Here is a 15865-nt window from a genome sequence, read left to right on the forward strand (position 1 = left end):
CCTCGGTCATTACTTAATTTTATCAAAAGCATCTTGGTACAGCTTCTCGAGTTCGTCGATTTTCAGCTTCTTCAAAGTAGCCTGGAAATCATCCCATTTATCAAAGCTGAGTGCACCAGTAATGAATTTGGAACTTTGCTCTTCGTAATACTTATCGATGTCGTTACGAAGTACATCCACTTTCTTAGCCGTTTCCTCGTCAAACATCGGAGATGCGTAGCGGACCTTTGGCATGTAAGGATCGAGCTTCGTTTGAGCCTCTTGTACTTGAGGCGGATTAATAAAGGAAGCTACCTTTTCACTAATTAAGTGAGGAGCTCCACCACCGGCATAAGGTGTAATTTTCCCCTGATTTCCTGTGTTCAAAAATTTCTCCGTATAATACGGAACGCCGTCCTTCAGTTCGTAATGTTCTCCTTCTCTTCCGAATCGGAGCAGAGTGGAACCTTCTTCTCCATAGAAGTAATCAATCCAGCGAATGGTAGCTTCCGGATACTTGTTGACCGATGTGATGGCAAATGATCCGAGATCCCGTGGAACAGACGCGCCTTGACTTTGCAGACGATCGCCATGTGGACCTTCAAGTGGAGCAATTCCTGTATATTGGTCCTGGATAGGCAGGAATGAATTATTCGTTTGATCAAAGAAGAATCCAAGGTTTCCAGACCCTTGCTTCGCAAGGTATTGTGCTTCCGTCTGCGAGAATACTTCAGGATCAAGCAGCTTCTCACTGTAAAGCTTGTTCAAATATTGGAGCAGTTCCTTGTTGCGATCATTGCCCATCCAGATGTCTACTTTGTCATTATCCAGATTAATGTTATAGCCCAGCTGAGAATCGAGGCCAAAGGAACCGCTCATCATAGGGAGAATAGGGAGCCCTAGACCAACGCCGCTGCTTGCGCGTGCAGTCATCGGAATTTCATCCTGCTTGCCATTGCCGTTTGGATCCTGATCTCGGAAGGCAACCAGCACTTTATACAGCTCTTCTGTTGTTTGCGGTTCTTGTAAATTCAGCTTTTTCAGCCATGCTTGATTAATCCATTTCTTGTCCGTCCGCGCAGCACTTAAGGTAACCACGGTTGGGAGTGCATAGATATGGCCTTCCGGCGTGGTAATAGCTGGTGCAATTTCAGGGTATTGCTCCATCAGCTTTTTGAAGTTTGGTGCATATTTGTCAATAAGGTTCTCGAGCGGGATTAATTGACCAGCCGATCCGTAACGGATCGTTTCGAGAGAGGTAAGAGCCGAGCGGAACAAGGCATCCGGAAGCTCGTTAGCTGCGAACAGCAAATTCTTTTTCTCCTGGAAGCCATCCGTAGGTACTTCGGTGAAATCTACCTGGATGTTGCTGAGTTTGGAGTAATCCTGAAACACAGGCATGTCTTTGAAAGGACCATTTACAGGAGCGATACGCGAAAACATCTTCAGCTTGATAGGTTCTTGTACAATCGGAAAACCACTTGCACTAACGGCATTCGTGGATGCCTCGTCAGCCTTGTTATTCGTATTCGTGTTACTACTGTCCTTACTAGAGCTGCATCCTGCAAGTGTCAGACTAAGTGCGATCATCGCGGACACTGTTAGTTTACTTCGATGGTTATTCATCATTACAACATTCTCCTTTAAAACAAAGTATTCAAAGCCATATAGTTGGTTTTATGGGCTGGATTTAGCATAAATTAAGCGGCAGCAAATAGAAATGACATTTCGTTGTCATCGATTTAACATTTTGTTAGGGGTGCTGCGGTAATGGGAAGGTGACATCCCATAGTAGGTGCAGAAAGCTCGGGAGAAGGTATACAGGTCCGAATATCCTAGCGACAGTGAAATTTCCGTAATGGATAACGTCCGGTTATGCAGCATTTCCTCAGCGCGCTCCATACGGAGCTTAATTAAATACTCGCGAGGACTCATTCCAAAGCTATGTTTAAATCTGCTGGACAGATGAGATCGGTGCATGCCGGTCAATTGAGCGATGTCGGTGACGGTGATGCCCTCAGCATAATGTGTCTCCATATATTGCAGGCAAGCTTTTAACCAATCCTTATCTTCCAGAACTTCTGGAAGCGGGCGCGACAGTAATTCAAACAACTGGTAAAGTTTCATCTGCAGCTGCAAATCTCCATCCTTATGCGGTGTTTTCATCCGTTCCATACAAGCCCTTAATTGATTGGTGAGCTCGGTCGTGAGCCGGTTACGCAAATACGGTCTATGCTCTGTTATTCCAAGTCTCTTCACTAACAACTCCGCTTGTGCGCCAGTAAAGGCTAACCAGTGCATCTGCAGCGGGGAATTGGGATCGTATTGCGTAATCCAGTAGCTATGCTTCACGTCGGGGAACAGACAAAACATACTTCCTTTCGTCAGCGTAATCGTCTCCCCCAAACTGGACAACGTGACCGTACCGTTAAGCACAAAATGAAAGGAAAAGCATTCGATAACCCTCGGCCCAACGCTGTAATTGGCCTTCGCGACATTATGCCCTGTGCGAAGCGGCCAAAGCCCGCCAAGCTTCTCAAATTCATTTGGTGTGTAATAAAAAATGTCTGCAAATTCATGGCCATAATCCTTCATATCTGTTTCACCCCACAAAAAAAGACATAGCAGTAGTAGCTGCTATGTCTCTAGTTTTCTAGTCGACTATCCCGTTTATTGTAGCATAGAATGCTATCATCTAGGACTAGTAGGGGTGATATTAATAGATCCGGTAGCTGCCGCTTAACGCCAGCAGGCTGAAGAAGTACAGGCAGTTATCGTAATAACGGCGCTCACCCGTGCGCAGCGGAGTATTCCAGAACAACTGAACGAAATGCTCCGCATCAGGTCCATCTGCTGCTAACGAGGCCATTGCATTCGTCGCTAACAATCCTATTGGATGAAGCGCTGGTTCCTCGAACGGCTTGCCGTCAATCGTATAGCGGCGATAATCGTTAACGTCAATGTTGCGGAAAAATTGTTGAATCCGGTTCGACTGCTCCACCTGCCAAGGATCTTCGCGGAACCATGCCCAGTCTAGGCCGATATTGGCTGCTGTGCGGTAAGCATCGCTGTAGAAATGACGGAAGTCGCCATGTCGCTGAACCTCTGCAGGCGTTCCATCATAATTCGCATACTCCGGTGAAAGTCCAGTCTCGGGATGACATGCAGTATGCAGGTAAGCCCGGCTTGCTTTAGCTGCGTCTTTCCAGAATGGCCTGTCCTCTTCATCTGCCCATAGAGCAAACAGATCGTAGAAGTGGGGAAGATGATAGGAAGGATCACTAAATAATGACTCCGGAACGAACTTAATCAGCTTTGTTGCTGGATCCCACATCGGATCTCCGCCGTTTCCGTCCTCACCTTGATGTACGCATGCCCGCAAGATTCGTCTTGCCTGCTCCGAATAATTGTATGGTTCGGGACCATCTCCCCAGCGGTTAGCTGCAAAGAAGAGGGCCAATGCGAAAAATTCTTCTCCATCTGGAGCCGGTCCTTGTGAAAGACGAGTACCGTCAGTCTTACAATGCCAAGCGAAATAATCCTTGTAGCGGCCTTCTGTGTGCTGCATATTGGTGACGGAGAAATTCCACAACCGGTCGAAAATCTCCTTATCATTCATTTGAACCGCCATCATCATCCCGTAGGACATACCCTCTGACCGCACATCTATGTTGCCGGTATCCAGCAAATAACCTTTATCATCGCCCATAGGATAATAGATTTGGACCTCTGAATCATCGCCAAGGATATCTGACCATGCCTGCTTCAGCTTCGCTTGTACAGCTTCTTCCGAATACCCAAGCTCCTCGAATAGATTCCGGTATTCCCCTGTATAAAAAGCCCCTTTATGTACATCTGTCTTCATAGAAAATCCCTCCATTCAGCTGTCTACAGGTCGATCTTAGCACATTCAAAGCCATATAAATTAAAGCGTTTTCATTAAAAAGTATAGATTTGTGTTATAACAACAAATCTCGGTATCCATTCTATCCGTTGTATGACGGATGGAAGAATACCGAGTTTTTTGCCGTTCTTATTCGAGGTTGGCGTGAATCTTAAACATAGCTGCACCTTGAAGCTCTTTTTTCTCCATCAGGTTCAGCACTACCGTATCCAGCAGCAGAAGCAGGCTTTGCTCGAACAAGCTGCCCATTGGCTGTTTGGAGCTGGCAGACTTGCTTTCTTTCGTAGCAGCTGGAATATGGACGACCGTAGAAGCTAAGGTGCCTAAAGTGGATTCCGGCACAATTGTGATGGCTGCTAGTGATGCGCCAATGCTGCTTGCTTTGGAAGCCATCGCCGTCAGGCTTTTTGTCTCGCCCGATCCCGATCCAACCAGAAGCAGATCTCCTACAGAAATACCTGGTGTTATGGTCTCGCCGACAACATACACACGGAATCCCATGTGCATCAGGCGCATCGCGAAAGCCCGCATCATCAGCCCCGACCGTCCTGCCCCAGCCACAAAAATGTTCTCCGCTACCGAGAGCTGCTCTGCAAGCTGTTCGATCTGATCTGGCTGAACATGCCGAAGCGTCCGCTCTAACTCCTCAATAATGGACGATGTTGAAATGAGCGTACTCATCGTATTACCCTTGTTTGATCAGCTGCTGCATTTGAGCGGCTACTGCTTGTTTGTCACCAGCACTTGTAATGCCGCCGCCAACAATAACAAGATCAGGTTGTGCGCTGATGACTTCAGGCAATGTCTGAAGCTTAATGCCACCTGCGATTGCTGTTTTTGCCTGTTTTACGACACGTTTGATCGTAGCCAGATCCTCGAACGAGTTTTTACCCTCTGCTTGATGGTCGTAGCCGGAATGTACACAGATATAATCAACGCCAAGGCTGTCGATTTCTACTGCACGTGCAGCAATATCTTTCACATTAATCATGTCGACCATGATTTTTCTGTTTTGCTTCCGTGCTTCTTCCACAGCACCTTTAATGGTGGAATCATCGGATACGCCAAGTACGGTAATAATATCAGCCCCGGCTTCAGAAGCTTTCATTACCTCATAACCGCCTGCATCCATAATTTTCAGATCTGCGAGTACTTTGAGGGAAGGAAATTCTTCCTTGATTTCTTTCACTGCGCGAAGCCCTTCGTTTATAACAACAGGGGTCCCGATTTCCACGATATCGATGAAAGGGGCCACCTCTTTAACTACTTGTATTGCCTCAGGGATGTTTACCAAGTCTAGTGCTAATTGAAGTTCCATATGATGAATCTCTCCTTTAATTTGAATGTTGTTGTTAGGGATGAGTTCATATTAGGACGATACCGAAAATTAAGGAAGTACGCACTTTCAAGTAAGTCGGTATCCTGTAGGAAACTGTAACGAGCAAAAAGGCAGACCCCATGCGGAGTCTGCCCAGTTTGTGAGACGAATATTTCATTTTATTTTTCTGCTGCTTGAAGGGGAATAGGTTCGGAATCAGAAGTTCTGCCGAGCACCTGCTCGCCATAATGCTTGCCCCAGTTGTACATCAGCTTCAGGATTGGGACTAGACTTTCTCCATATGGAGTCAGCTTATACTCTACCTTAGGGGGAACTACCGGATAAACAGTTCGTTCGACAAGCTGGTCCTCTTCCAGCTCACGAAGCTGGTTGGTTAATATTTTTTGCGTGATATGGGGAATGAGCTTCTGCAGCTCGCTGAATCTCTTCGTACCTTCTATACCCAGATGCCAGAGGATAATAAGCTTCCACTTGCCTCCGATTAACGCGAGGGTCAATTCTTTCTCACAGTTAATTTGATCAACTTCAATTCGGGAGCGTATATCTTTCGCCACAGTCGAACACCTCCATGTTGCTATAGTGTCACAATAGAGTACAGGATTATAGGGGCTATGTCCACTTTGTCCGCAAGTATGACGACGCCGGATAGACTTGGCGCTCAAATTGATATAAAAATGGATATAAATAACAAAATTTTGGTATTTCTATTAAGCCGGGTTTCCATTATATTTGAACTTGATATAGGCCTTTTCCGTCATGAACAAGATCGGAGAAGGCCTAATTTTTTGGCAAATGAACAGATGGGGATGATGTCTTGGCTGTTTTCATTTCGCTTATATTCATTATTGCAGGAGTATTAGGGTGGTTCTTCCCATCCTTAAGCTGGCACATGAAGCATGGCTGGGCTGTGGATGGCAAATCGGAGCCCAGTGACAATTATATTTTTCTAAGCAGATTTGGGGCAGTGTTCGTTCTTGGCTGGGGTTTCTACATTCTGATTACCGGTAATTTGGGCAAGCTGAATTAATAGAGGAGTGGTGATTAGGATGAGAAGATTGCCTATGGAACGGCCAACGGACCACTATGATGCACGCTTATTCAAGATTGATGAGCAGATTTGTGCTTTGCTGGAAGAACGAAGAGAAATTTCGAATCAAAATCCGGGGTATCCGCCCTTCAAAAGTATTGAGAGCTGGGCCGATCGTTATCATCTGTATGAGGATTACTTGAAATCGTTGTTTGGACTATTAATGAATGAGGAGCATTTTTTGCCAGTAGTTGAACCATCAGGCTTCCGCAAGTATTTGCCTGTTCTTCGACATGTGGAGAGAGAGGGTATTATCTATACGTTATCCGGCATTAGGCAATATGAGAACGCCAGCGTTATTTGCCTCAGTATCCATGGAGATGACCAAGAACAGAGTAAACATACCCATATCGAACTGGAGCTGGGAGAAGGCTATCACTGCCGGATCGATCAAGGAACAAGCTCAGGTGGTAATGTTGCTTACGGATTTGTTGTTTCACCCGCTCTTTCAGATGATCTTGGAGGAATTACTTTCGTGTTCAGCGAATATGAGAGGCCATTGAAAAAGAAGCCAACAGGCACGGAAATTGTTTTCCGGATGGAATAATAGACAAAAGCCAATCTGGGTAAGTTAACCAGGGAGGTTGTTAGGATGAAATGGATCTTAGTCGTTGTTATTTCTGTGATGCTCTTTGTACCTGCACAATTAACTCAGGCAATGCCCAGGGAAGATGTCACCGATAAGTTCACAAAAGCTTTATTGGCTCACAAATATGAATTGGCTCAAAGTTACCTTAATCATGACACGAAGATGCCCGAGATTCGTGAAGACAGTCCTATTCGAGGAGTAACAGGACTTTCAACTCCGATAAAAGGGGAACGTATCCTCATCGCTTATTTCTGGGACGACGAGGGGGTAAAAGGTGAGCGAATAGCGTTTATTTGGAAGCTCACTATTAAACGGGATCAGATTACACATATCGAGACGATTAGCGATGCGGCTAATCCTTTTATGAACGAAAACAAAACCGTAAATGATTATCGTACCCGATATAACCTGCATGTGATGGTGGGGAGAGTTTCCATTTGACGTAAATACGGTTCAAGGTAAGAAAATTAATGACAATATTAAATTGATGTACGAAGATGCAGCCGATGATAAATATGTTCTCATTCAAGCTGAGCCAATTGGAACAAAATCAATCATGATGAACCTGCCTAACCCGATAAAAGTAAAGTCCGGTTACGAGTCTCGATTCCTAAAAGACGGGTTGCACTACACGGTAACCCTAGGGCATAAGAGATGGCTTAGTCATATAAGTAAAAAGGATCTCACGAAAGTCGTTGAGAGTCTGAAATAAAAGAAGGCCTTCCCGGGTTCACTGACACTGGGGAAGGCCTTTCTATCTATTATTGCTTCTCCAACGCATCGATACCAAGCGCGATCGATCCGCATAAGCCGGCGTTGTCGCCAAGTCCTGGCGGAACAATGTAAGAGGCGATACCTTCACGGAGTGCTTCATGCGAAGCGTAGCCGTTCAGGTTCTTCTGTACTTCCGCGTGGATGAGCGGGAACAACTGCTCTTGGTGCATAACGCCTCCGCCAAGAATAACTTTTTTCGGGGATAGCAGCAGAATAGCGCTGGACAAAGCTTGGCCAAGATAGAAGGCCTCCATTTGCCATGCCGGATGATCCTTTGTCAGCTCATCACCTTTCACACCCCAGCGTTGTCCAAGTGCCGGACCTGCAGCCATTCCTTCCAGACAGTCGCCATGATAAGGGCAGCAGCCGGCGAATGTATCTTCCGGATGTCTGCGGGTGATGACATGACCGCCTTCTGGATGAAGCAGACCATGGACAAGCTTGCCTTCGGTGTACACGCCAACGCCAATTCCTGTGCCTACGGTGTAATAAAGGCAGCTGTTCAGCCCTTTAGCAGCTCCCCATTTGGCTTCGCCAAATGCTGCAGCATTCACATCTGTATCCCAACCATAAGGAACAGGCAGCTCACGCTTCATCGTCCCTAGAAAATCAAACCCGGACCAGCCTGGCTTTGGTGTTGTGGTGACAAATCCATAAGTTGGACTGGATGGATCAATATCGATAGGTCCAAAGGTGCCAATCCCGATGGCTTCAACATTTTTATCGCGGAAGTAGTTCAGTACCTCACGAATGGTTGACTCTGGATGTTCAGTAGGTAAGCTGATGCGTTCTTCAATCTCGCCATGTTCGTTGCCAATGCCGCATACAAATTTGGTTCCGCCTGCTTCAATTGCCCCAATACGCAAGTTTGTCGCCTCCTCTAATGATTGTTACTCATGTGAAATAATAAGTTCAAGCTTGCCGCGGAGCGTAAATTCCCCGAAGCCAAGTGGAAGGATGAAGTGGTCGCCTTTGACCAGAGGATAGCTGCCGGTTTCATTAGCCAATTCTCCATTGCCTTCGATCACACTGCAAATCGTGAATTTAACTGGAGCTGGGAAATTGGATTCTCCGTCTGCAGTCCATTTTTGAACGGTAAAGAAGTTGTTAGATACCAGAGTCGTTACTTCTGTGCCACCAACGGTTTCAATAGAAGAAGAGGCTTTGGCATCGACATGAGGTACCGTCGTTACTTCAATACCTTTGTCCAAATGAAGCTCACGTTTAGCTCCTTTATCGTCAGTCCGGTCATAATCGTAGATGCGGTAAGTCGTATCCGAGCTTTGCTGCGTCTCGAGTACTTGAATACCTTTGCCTAGTGCATGAAGCGTTCCGCTAGGAACATAGAAGAAATCGCCTTGCTTCACAGTTACACGAGTGAGCAGCTTATCCCATTCTCCTGCATCGACCATTTGCTTGAACTGTTCCTTGGAAGCCGCATGATGACCATAAATAATTTCAGCTCCTGGCTCACAGCCAAGAATGTACCAGCACTCGGTTTTGCCAAGCTCGCCGTTCTCGTTGACCAATGCATAAGCGTCATCGGGATGAACCTGTACGGACAGATCATCCGAGGCATCTAAAATTTTAGTTAACAATGGGAATTTAACTGCGCTCGAGCCAAACAGCTGCGGCTGCTGATCCCATAACTCTCCAAGCTTTAGTCCTTTATATGGTCCGTTATGAACAATGCTTTGCCCATTCGGATGAGCGGACACTGCCCAGCATTCTCCAGTACGGTCAGATGGAATATCGTAATTGAACTGTTCTCTTAGTTGCTTGCCGCCCCAAATGCGTTCTTGAAATACAGGTTCTAGGAAAATCGGTTGATTCGCCAATCTTAATCCCTCCAAGTTATCGAATACAACTTTACTAAACTTGACAAAATAAATATTTGTAAAGTAAATTGATTATAACATAGGAACAGGGGAAGTAGAAGAATGCCGCGACCAAAAAAAATTTCGATGCAGAACATTGCCGACAAGCTGGGCATTTCACGTAATGCCGTTTCATTAGCGCTGTCTAATAAGAAAGGTATTGGGGAGGAGCTGAGGCAGCTTGTCATCCAGACTGCACAGGAGGTTGGCTATTCTTTAGATGCAGGCCAATCATCCATAAGTGCTCCAATTCTTGTTCTCGTACCAGAGCGGGTGATGAGCCATGCGGATAACGAGCATTTTTTGTTTTATCATGATTTGATTTGGGGACTTGATGGTCGTCTGCAGGAGGAAGGCTATAGTGCGGTTATCGTACGGGTCAGCCATGCACAGGAACAAGACAGAATCCTTCCTGAGCTCGTGCAGCATATTGATTATCAGGGCATTATTGCCTTTGGCATATTAGAGAAGGAATATATCGAAAAAGTACAACAGACACTTACAAAGCCAATGCTGCTCTTTGATTCCTACTATAGGGGGATCGATACACCGGCTGTTACTTCGGCTAACATTGAAGGAGCTGTTGAAGCGGTCACTTCATTGATACTAGCCGGGCATAAGCGAATCGGCTGTATCGCACCAATTAATTTGACGACCAGTCATGAGGAGCGGTGGTTCGGGTATACGAAAGCGATGCTGCAGTATAAGCTTCAGCCTGATTTTGTTCTGTGCCTGCTCGAGTCGGAAGGCTTTAGCCGGACGCAGGAGGAATTATCGGCTTATTGCGATCGTTTCCAGGAAGAAGAATACCCAACGGCCGTCTTTTGCGGGAATGACAGGATTGCCTTGCTGCTGATGAAGGAGCTAGAGAAGAGGGGCGTAAATGTTCCTGGGGATGTTTCGGTTATTGGGTTCGACGGGCTTGCGATGTCGGCGGAGTCCAATCCACCACTTACGACGATGGCAGTAAATAAAAAAGCGTTGTGCACTGCAGCAGTTGAGATGCTTGGCCAAATGCTCCGGCATCCTGATTATCCTGCTATGCGCTGCAGTGCTGCGCCAGTCCTGCGTAAAGGTGGTTCTGTCAGGGTATTAGCCTAGTAACGAATTGTTAATCATCATGGTTATGGGGATTTTGCTGCACATCCGTTTGTTTGGACACAATGCTGGTGGAAGCCGAGTCTTTTATTGAACGTTTATATACAATTGTTCCAATGACGATGATGAACCCTACAGCAGCAATGACAGGGATAATGGTAATCATAAGATCAAAGCCGTTATTCATAGTAACTGTTCCTCCGGTGCTTCCATGAAATGAAATGTACGTTGATTGTACCATGGGTGAGGGGGAAAGTTGCACTTGATCTTCGGATCTTTGTTATGCTATAAATAAGTCATGACTAATTGACTGAAATTGATTTTTGGTCATTTTATTGAGAACTCATGATCAAGAACGAAAGGAGAGAAGAAGCATGTCCGTTGACCGCAAAGCGTTAATATTGAAAGCAGCGACGCAGTCCTTTGCACAATTTGGCTATAAGGCAACAACAATGGATTTGGTGTCTAAGATCGCAAGCGTTGGTAAAGGCACGATCTATACTTTTTTCAAGACGAAGGAAGAACTGTTCGAAGCGATTCTGAACAAAGCTGAGATCGAATTGAAGGAAGCTATGAACTGCGGATTTGCGAAAGACGACAGTCAGAGATCCTTTATTCATAGTGTGTTCAACCTGCTTGATTCTATCCTGGAGTTCCGTTCGGATCATGAACTGTTCGTGAAGCTGGCTCAAGAGGTTCGAGATATTGGCACTGTCCAGGCGCTGGAAGGAATTCGGCGGATGGAGGAGTTTGGACTTGAGTTTCTGAAGCAGAAGCTTGATTTGGCCATTAAGAAGGGCGAAGTACGGGAGTGTGATACGACAATCACTTCCTATATGATTTTCCGATTGTACCTTGGTCTGGCTACGGAATGGAATAAGTCACATAGTGAGCCGTTGACTAAGGAGCAAATTAAGGAGAACATCGCAATGCTCATCACGCAAGGGATTATGAAAGAAGCTAGATCCTTGTAAAATTCCAGCCTGAAAGGGCTGTTTTTTTGGTCTAAAATGACCGAAATACGAACTTAGTCAGTTATTCAATGGAAAGAAGGATGTGTGAAAATGAGACCGATTCAAGTTTTTTTTCGAGACATGAAAACTCTTATGACGAAAAGGATGCTGCTGCTTTCTTTTCTTGGCGTCGCTTTGCTCCCGATGCTGTACAGCAGTATTCTGATCGACGGTTCAATGGACCCTTATGGCCAGACGAGCAAGCTGCCCGTTGCCGTCGTTAACCTTGACCAAGGTGCCGATTACGAAGGGAAAACCATGAATGTCGGAAAAGATTTCGTCGAAGAACTGAAGAAAAGCGATAATTTCAAGTGGGATTTCGTGAATGAAGCACAGGCAAAGGATGGGATGGAGCATAACGATTATTATATGACCATTACCGTGCCAAGCAATTTCTCGGAAAATGCAGCGACTTTAACGCAGGAAAATCCTGTTCAAGCGGAACTCATCTTCGAGCCAAACAGCGAATATAACTTTGTTGCCGGACAGATTGGCAGCAGTGCGATGAAAGAGTTGAAGTCTAAGCTGAACGCACAAATTACGGAAGCTTATACGCGTAGTATGTTCGATCAGGTTGGAACGATCTCCGATGGTCTTAGCCAAGCGGGAGATGGTGCAACGGAATTGAAGGATGGCGCGGGCAAGCTGGAAGATGGCTTAACCACGCTAAAGGACAACTTGAACAAATTAGCAAGCGGCTCGTCTGAGTTAAGCGGTGGCGTATCCAAGCTGTATGACGGAGCGGCTAGCTTGAATCAAGGCACTAGTCAATTGTCATCTGGCGTTGCGGGGTTAGCTGATGGATTGAGTCAATTAACGGCAGCTGAGCAGCAGCTCGAAGACGGGGCTGCCGAATCCAAGATTGGAGCAGCTCAGTTAGCTCAAGGATTACAGTCTTCTAAGGATGGTGCAGCTGAGCTGAAGCAAGGATTGACGGCTTCTTCCGCAGCAAGCAGTCAAGTAGCAGCTGGTGCTGCTGAGGTGGCAAAAGGACTTGAGCAGCTGATGGAGGCAACACCAGAGCTGCAGGAGAATGAGTCGCTTAAACAGCTGCTTGCAGCGAGCAAGCAGGTCGCAGCAGGCAGTGCACAGCTTAAGGAAGGGCAGGATCAGCTTCTTGCCGGAAGCAACAAGCTGGCACAAGGCCAGGATCAGCTGTATGCTGGAGCAGCTCAATTGAGTGAAGGGCAAGATAAACTTGCTGCTGGAATGGTGACTTTTGGCGGAAAGCTGAAGGAAGCTGGAACTGGAGCAACCAAGCTAGCTGATGGTGCAAAAGCGGCTAACACCGGTGCTGCCCAGTTGAAAGATGGGCTTGGTCAGCTGTCTGGCGGTGTAGATGGAATTGCCGACGGTTCGAAGCAACTGAATCAGGGTGCAGGACAACTGAAAGACGGCTCAGAGCAGCTCGTGAATGGTTCAGGCGAGCTTGCGACAAAGCTTAATGATGCTGCAGCTGAGACGGGCAGTATTAAGGACGGCGACAACATCGTTAATATGTTTGCGGAGCCTGTCGTAGTGAAGGAAAATACGGACCATAAGCTTGATCATTATGGACTTGGAATTGCGCCGTACTTCTTGTCATTAGCGCTGTTTATGGGGGCCCTTGTTTACACAACCGTATTCTCGGTTCGGGAATCTTACACATTGGGAGCATCGCCTATGGGCCGCTTTTTAAGCCGTACATTGACTTATGTAACCATAAGCCTGTTACAGTCCTTAATCGCAGATGCTGTTCTGTTGTATGGACTGAAGATTGAAGTGACGAGTGTACCACTCTTTGTTCTATTTACCATCCTGACGAGTCTTGCTTATACCTTTATTATTCAAGCGCTTGTTACATGGCTCGATAATCCTGGCCGCTTCCTGGTCGTGCTGCTGATGATCTTCCAGCTGACCTCCAGTGCGGGTACATTCCCGCTTGAACTTTTGCCGGATTGGATGCAGAAGCTGAATCCATTCCTGCCGATGACCCATGCGATTACTGGCTTCAAGACGATTATTGCCAGCGGTGATTATGCACTCATGCGTGAACAGATGCTTGTCCTGGGATCGTTTGCTATCGTGTTCCTGGCACTGACTTTCTTGTACTTTATGCGTCAGTCGAAAAAACCTGCTGACAACATTCAGCCAGCAGCGTAAGCTGGTGTGTTAGCTATTAATTGACATGGAACATACATCCTCCTACCCTTTTCTCTTACTAGTAAATCGGTTAATATAAATAGAATAGTAGAGATGCATTGAAAGTGGCCGTCATTTGACGGCTTCTTTTTTTCTTAAACTATACGCAGCCGTTTACGCTTGAGGAGTGAGTACATTGTTATCGTTTTACAAAGATGATTACCGGCGTTCGCCGATGATATGGATTTTTGGACTTTTGCTGATCAAATCCGTCTTGTTCCGAGTCTTCTTGTTTGGGGAGCTGCAGTGGGACGGACTGCTGGCTGACGCAGCCGCTTGGCTTGGCCTATTGTTCATCGTGGAGCTTGTTACCGCTGCAAGATGGAGAGGAATCGCATACTGGGCAGTAAATTTGATTGTATCTGTGCTGCTGTTTGCATCAACCGTTTATTTCAGTTATTACGGCTCTGTGCCGACTTATACAGCGTTAAAAGCACTCGATCAGGTCAATCAAATTCAGGATAGTGTAGAGTCGCTTATTAAGAACGTCTATTATATTTATTTCCTCGATCTTGTGATTCTAGCAATCCTATATATCGTACGTATGGTGAGAGGAACACGTGTTTCAGGGCGGAAAAGAATTGGTCATGCGCGTATCGTGCTTGGTGGTCTGCTTGTCTGTATCGTTGTATCGGGAACGATTGTATATGCGGGAAATGATATTCCGAATGAGCTGGAGCAAGCCGAAGGGCTTGGCTTTATCGGTTATCAGGCTGCGGCCGCCTGGGAGAACCAATCCGAAAAGGCGATGGCGAGCAGCGGCAATATTGAGGAGACAAAAGCCGAGATTGAAGCTTTGATGGCTTCGTATTCCTATAAAGACCAGCCGGAGCGGCCGGCGATTCAATTCGGTAGTGCACAAGGGAAAAATGTGATTGTGGTTCAGATGGAAGCTTTTCAAAACTTTCCGCTTCATCTGTCCCTTGGGGGAACGGAACTGACGCCAGTGCTGAATAAGCTGGCTGATGAGAGTTATTACTTCCCTCACGTTTACCAGCAGATTGGCCAAGGCAACACCTCAGATGCTGAGTTTATGTCGAACACTTCGATCTACCCGACTGGAGAGATCGCGATGTCGACCGGATACGGCAACCGGGAGCTTCCAAGTATGCCGCGTATGTTGCAAAGCAGGGGTTATGAAGCAGACACTTTCCACGTGAATGATGTTGCCTTCTGGGATCGGAACAAGATGTACCCTGCCATTCATTTCGATCATTATTATGATAAGCCGTATTATACCAATGATCATTTCAACGAGTTTGGTGCATCGGATGAAGAACTATACCGAGTGGCTGTCGACAAGCTGCAAGCTTTGCATGAGCAGAACAAGCCGTTTTATGCGCAGATGGTTACGGTATCCAGCCATTTTCCATTTCAGGTGCCGCAGGACCGTGCTCCACTAACACTGCCTGCAGAGATGGAAGGGACTCAGCTTGGCAACTATTTGCAGGCGATCCATTACACGGACTATGCACTTGGCACACTGATTGATAAGCTGAAAGCAAACGGCATGTGGGATGATACGGTGCTTGTCGCATATGGCGATCACTTTGGCCTGCAGCCGGATAAAGCGAGTGCTGAGCAAATCAGTGAGCAGCTGGGCATTCATTATGATGACCGGCTCAGCCGTTTCAACATTCCATTGATCATCCACGTACCTGGCCAAAACGACGGCCAGGTCGTTGATCAGCCGGGTGGACAGCTCGATATTATGCCAACCTTGGCGAACCTGCTTGGCGTTAAGCCGGCAGATGAAGGCGTCGTGGCATTTGGACATGACCTTCTTAACATTGATCACAACGTATTCGGAATGCGGTACTATTTGCCGACAGGATCATTCTTTAATAACGATATCCTATTCGTCCCAGGCAAAGGCTTCGATGATGGCACAGCATATTCACTCAAGACGATGCAGCCAGTCAACGATTTCTCCAAGTACCGCACCGATTACGATTACATCATGAAGCTGATGAGTCTCTCGGACGAATACGTACAGCAGCTTCCAAAGCGCGCACCATAAGGGG

The 15865-nt window shown here is 46.5% G+C and carries 16 protein-coding genes; 7 read left to right on the forward strand and 9 right to left on the reverse strand.

What is annotated here, in order from left to right; translation table 11 throughout:
• Nucleotides 1-9 precede the first annotated feature (9 nt).
• From FHS17_RS26780 to FHS17_RS26805, 6 genes are all read right to left on the reverse strand, one after another.
• Nucleotides 10-1605: an extracellular solute-binding protein gene (locus tag FHS17_RS26780; RefSeq protein WP_167282084.1), complete on the reverse strand. Its 1596-nt coding sequence runs from the start codon at nucleotides 1603-1605 to the stop codon at nucleotides 10-12.
• A 108-nt stretch (nucleotides 1606-1713) separates the two neighbouring features.
• Nucleotides 1714-2574, reverse strand: a complete 861-nt coding sequence (locus FHS17_RS26785; protein ID WP_167281911.1) for an AraC family transcriptional regulator — start codon at nucleotides 2572-2574, stop codon at nucleotides 1714-1716.
• A 121-nt stretch (nucleotides 2575-2695) separates the two neighbouring features.
• Nucleotides 2696-3844: a family 8 glycosyl hydrolase gene (locus FHS17_RS26790; RefSeq protein WP_167281914.1), complete on the reverse strand. Its 1149-nt coding sequence runs from the start codon at nucleotides 3842-3844 to the stop codon at nucleotides 2696-2698.
• 168 nt (nucleotides 3845-4012) lie between these two features.
• Nucleotides 4013-4564 carry a 6-phospho-3-hexuloisomerase gene (hxlB, locus tag FHS17_RS26795; RefSeq protein WP_167281917.1) on the reverse strand — a complete coding sequence of 184 codons (552 nt, stop codon included), beginning with the start codon at nucleotides 4562-4564 and terminating at the stop codon, nucleotides 4013-4015.
• A 4-nt stretch (nucleotides 4565-4568) separates the two neighbouring features.
• Nucleotides 4569-5201: a 3-hexulose-6-phosphate synthase gene (gene hxlA, locus FHS17_RS26800; protein WP_167281919.1), complete on the reverse strand. Its 633-nt coding sequence runs from the start codon at nucleotides 5199-5201 to the stop codon at nucleotides 4569-4571.
• 179 nt (nucleotides 5202-5380) lie between these two features.
• Entirely contained in the window at nucleotides 5381-5776 is a 396-nt protein-coding gene (locus tag FHS17_RS26805) for a winged helix-turn-helix transcriptional regulator (RefSeq protein WP_167281921.1), read from the reverse strand.
• Between the two features lie 260 nt (nucleotides 5777-6036).
• On the opposite strand from FHS17_RS26805, the gene FHS17_RS26810 reads away from it, so the two are divergent.
• From FHS17_RS26810 to FHS17_RS26820, 3 genes are read left to right on the forward strand one after another with little or no spacing between them, the layout of a single operon-like run.
• A complete protein-coding gene (locus FHS17_RS26810) occupies nucleotides 6037-6249 on the forward strand; it encodes a DUF6199 family natural product biosynthesis protein (RefSeq protein WP_208420586.1) in 213 nt (70 codons plus the stop codon).
• 19 nt (nucleotides 6250-6268) lie between these two features.
• Nucleotides 6269-6856, forward strand: coding sequence for a hypothetical protein (locus FHS17_RS26815; protein ID WP_167281924.1), 588 nt, complete (start codon nucleotides 6269-6271; stop codon nucleotides 6854-6856).
• A gap of 45 nt (nucleotides 6857-6901) precedes the next feature.
• On the forward strand, nucleotides 6902-7339 hold the full coding sequence (locus FHS17_RS26820; protein ID WP_167281926.1) for a hypothetical protein: 438 nt from the start codon (nucleotides 6902-6904) through the stop codon (nucleotides 7337-7339).
• A 320-nt stretch (nucleotides 7340-7659) separates the two neighbouring features.
• Here FHS17_RS26820 and FHS17_RS26825 read toward each other — a convergent pair whose 3' ends face one another.
• Together FHS17_RS26825 and manA are read right to left on the reverse strand one after the other, a co-directional pair.
• Nucleotides 7660-8538: an ROK family protein gene (locus tag FHS17_RS26825; RefSeq protein ID WP_167281928.1), complete on the reverse strand. Its 879-nt coding sequence runs from the start codon at nucleotides 8536-8538 to the stop codon at nucleotides 7660-7662.
• A 24-nt stretch (nucleotides 8539-8562) separates the two neighbouring features.
• Nucleotides 8563-9510 (reverse strand): mannose-6-phosphate isomerase, class I, encoded by a 948-nt coding sequence (gene manA / locus FHS17_RS26830; protein ID WP_167281930.1) that lies wholly within the window; start codon nucleotides 9508-9510, stop codon nucleotides 8563-8565.
• 102 nt (nucleotides 9511-9612) lie between these two features.
• Between manA and FHS17_RS26835 the strand changes: the two genes are divergently transcribed.
• A complete protein-coding gene (locus tag FHS17_RS26835) occupies nucleotides 9613-10650 on the forward strand; it encodes a substrate-binding domain-containing protein (protein ID WP_167281932.1) in 1038 nt (345 codons plus the stop codon).
• Between the two features lie 10 nt (nucleotides 10651-10660).
• Here the strand turns inward: FHS17_RS26835 and FHS17_RS26840 are convergent, their stop codons facing one another.
• Nucleotides 10661-10834: a DUF2500 domain-containing protein gene (locus FHS17_RS26840; RefSeq protein ID WP_167281934.1), complete on the reverse strand. Its 174-nt coding sequence runs from the start codon at nucleotides 10832-10834 to the stop codon at nucleotides 10661-10663.
• 187 nt (nucleotides 10835-11021) lie between these two features.
• Here FHS17_RS26840 and FHS17_RS26845 point away from each other — a divergent pair, with 187 nt between their 5' ends.
• From FHS17_RS26845 to FHS17_RS26855, 3 genes are all read left to right on the forward strand, one after another.
• Nucleotides 11022-11621, forward strand: a complete 600-nt coding sequence (locus FHS17_RS26845; protein WP_167281936.1) for a TetR/AcrR family transcriptional regulator — start codon at nucleotides 11022-11024, stop codon at nucleotides 11619-11621.
• 90 nt (nucleotides 11622-11711) lie between these two features.
• A complete protein-coding gene (locus tag FHS17_RS26850; RefSeq protein WP_167281938.1) occupies nucleotides 11712-13802 on the forward strand; it encodes a YhgE/Pip domain-containing protein in 2091 nt (696 codons plus the stop codon).
• 214 nt (nucleotides 13803-14016) lie between these two features.
• Nucleotides 14017-15861, forward strand: a complete 1845-nt coding sequence (locus FHS17_RS26855) for an LTA synthase family protein (protein WP_167282088.1) — start codon at nucleotides 14017-14019, stop codon at nucleotides 15859-15861.
• Nucleotides 15862-15865 lie beyond the last annotated feature (4 nt).

Source organism: Paenibacillus lupini (assembly GCF_011761355.1).
GTDB lineage: Bacteria > Bacillota > Bacilli > Paenibacillales > Paenibacillaceae > Pristimantibacillus > Pristimantibacillus lupini.

Coding starts and splice junctions, on each gene's coding strand:
- FHS17_RS26790 (WP_167281914.1), bottom strand. CDS start 3,844: ATGAAGACAGATGTACATAAAGGGGCTTTTTATACAGGGGAATACCGG.
- FHS17_RS26815 (WP_167281924.1), top strand. CDS start 6,269: ATGAGAAGATTGCCTATGGAACGGCCAACGGACCACTATGATGCACGC.
- hxlA (WP_167281919.1), bottom strand. CDS start 5,201: ATGGAACTTCAATTAGCACTAGACTTGGTAAACATCCCTGAGGCAATA.
- FHS17_RS26780 (WP_167282084.1), bottom strand. CDS start 1,605: ATGAATAACCATCGAAGTAAACTAACAGTGTCCGCGATGATCGCACTT.
- FHS17_RS26820 (WP_167281926.1), top strand. CDS start 6,902: ATGAAATGGATCTTAGTCGTTGTTATTTCTGTGATGCTCTTTGTACCT.
- FHS17_RS26855 (WP_167282088.1), top strand. CDS start 14,017: ATGATATGGATTTTTGGACTTTTGCTGATCAAATCCGTCTTGTTCCGA.
- FHS17_RS26850 (WP_167281938.1), top strand. CDS start 11,712: ATGAGACCGATTCAAGTTTTTTTTCGAGACATGAAAACTCTTATGACG.
- hxlB (WP_167281917.1), bottom strand. CDS start 4,564: ATGAGTACGCTCATTTCAACATCGTCCATTATTGAGGAGTTAGAGCGG.
- FHS17_RS26840 (WP_167281934.1), bottom strand. CDS start 10,834: ATGAATAACGGCTTTGATCTTATGATTACCATTATCCCTGTCATTGCT.
- FHS17_RS26835 (WP_167281932.1), top strand. CDS start 9,613: ATGCCGCGACCAAAAAAAATTTCGATGCAGAACATTGCCGACAAGCTG.
- FHS17_RS26845 (WP_167281936.1), top strand. CDS start 11,022: ATGTCCGTTGACCGCAAAGCGTTAATATTGAAAGCAGCGACGCAGTCC.
- FHS17_RS26785 (WP_167281911.1), bottom strand. CDS start 2,574: ATGAAGGATTATGGCCATGAATTTGCAGACATTTTTTATTACACACCA.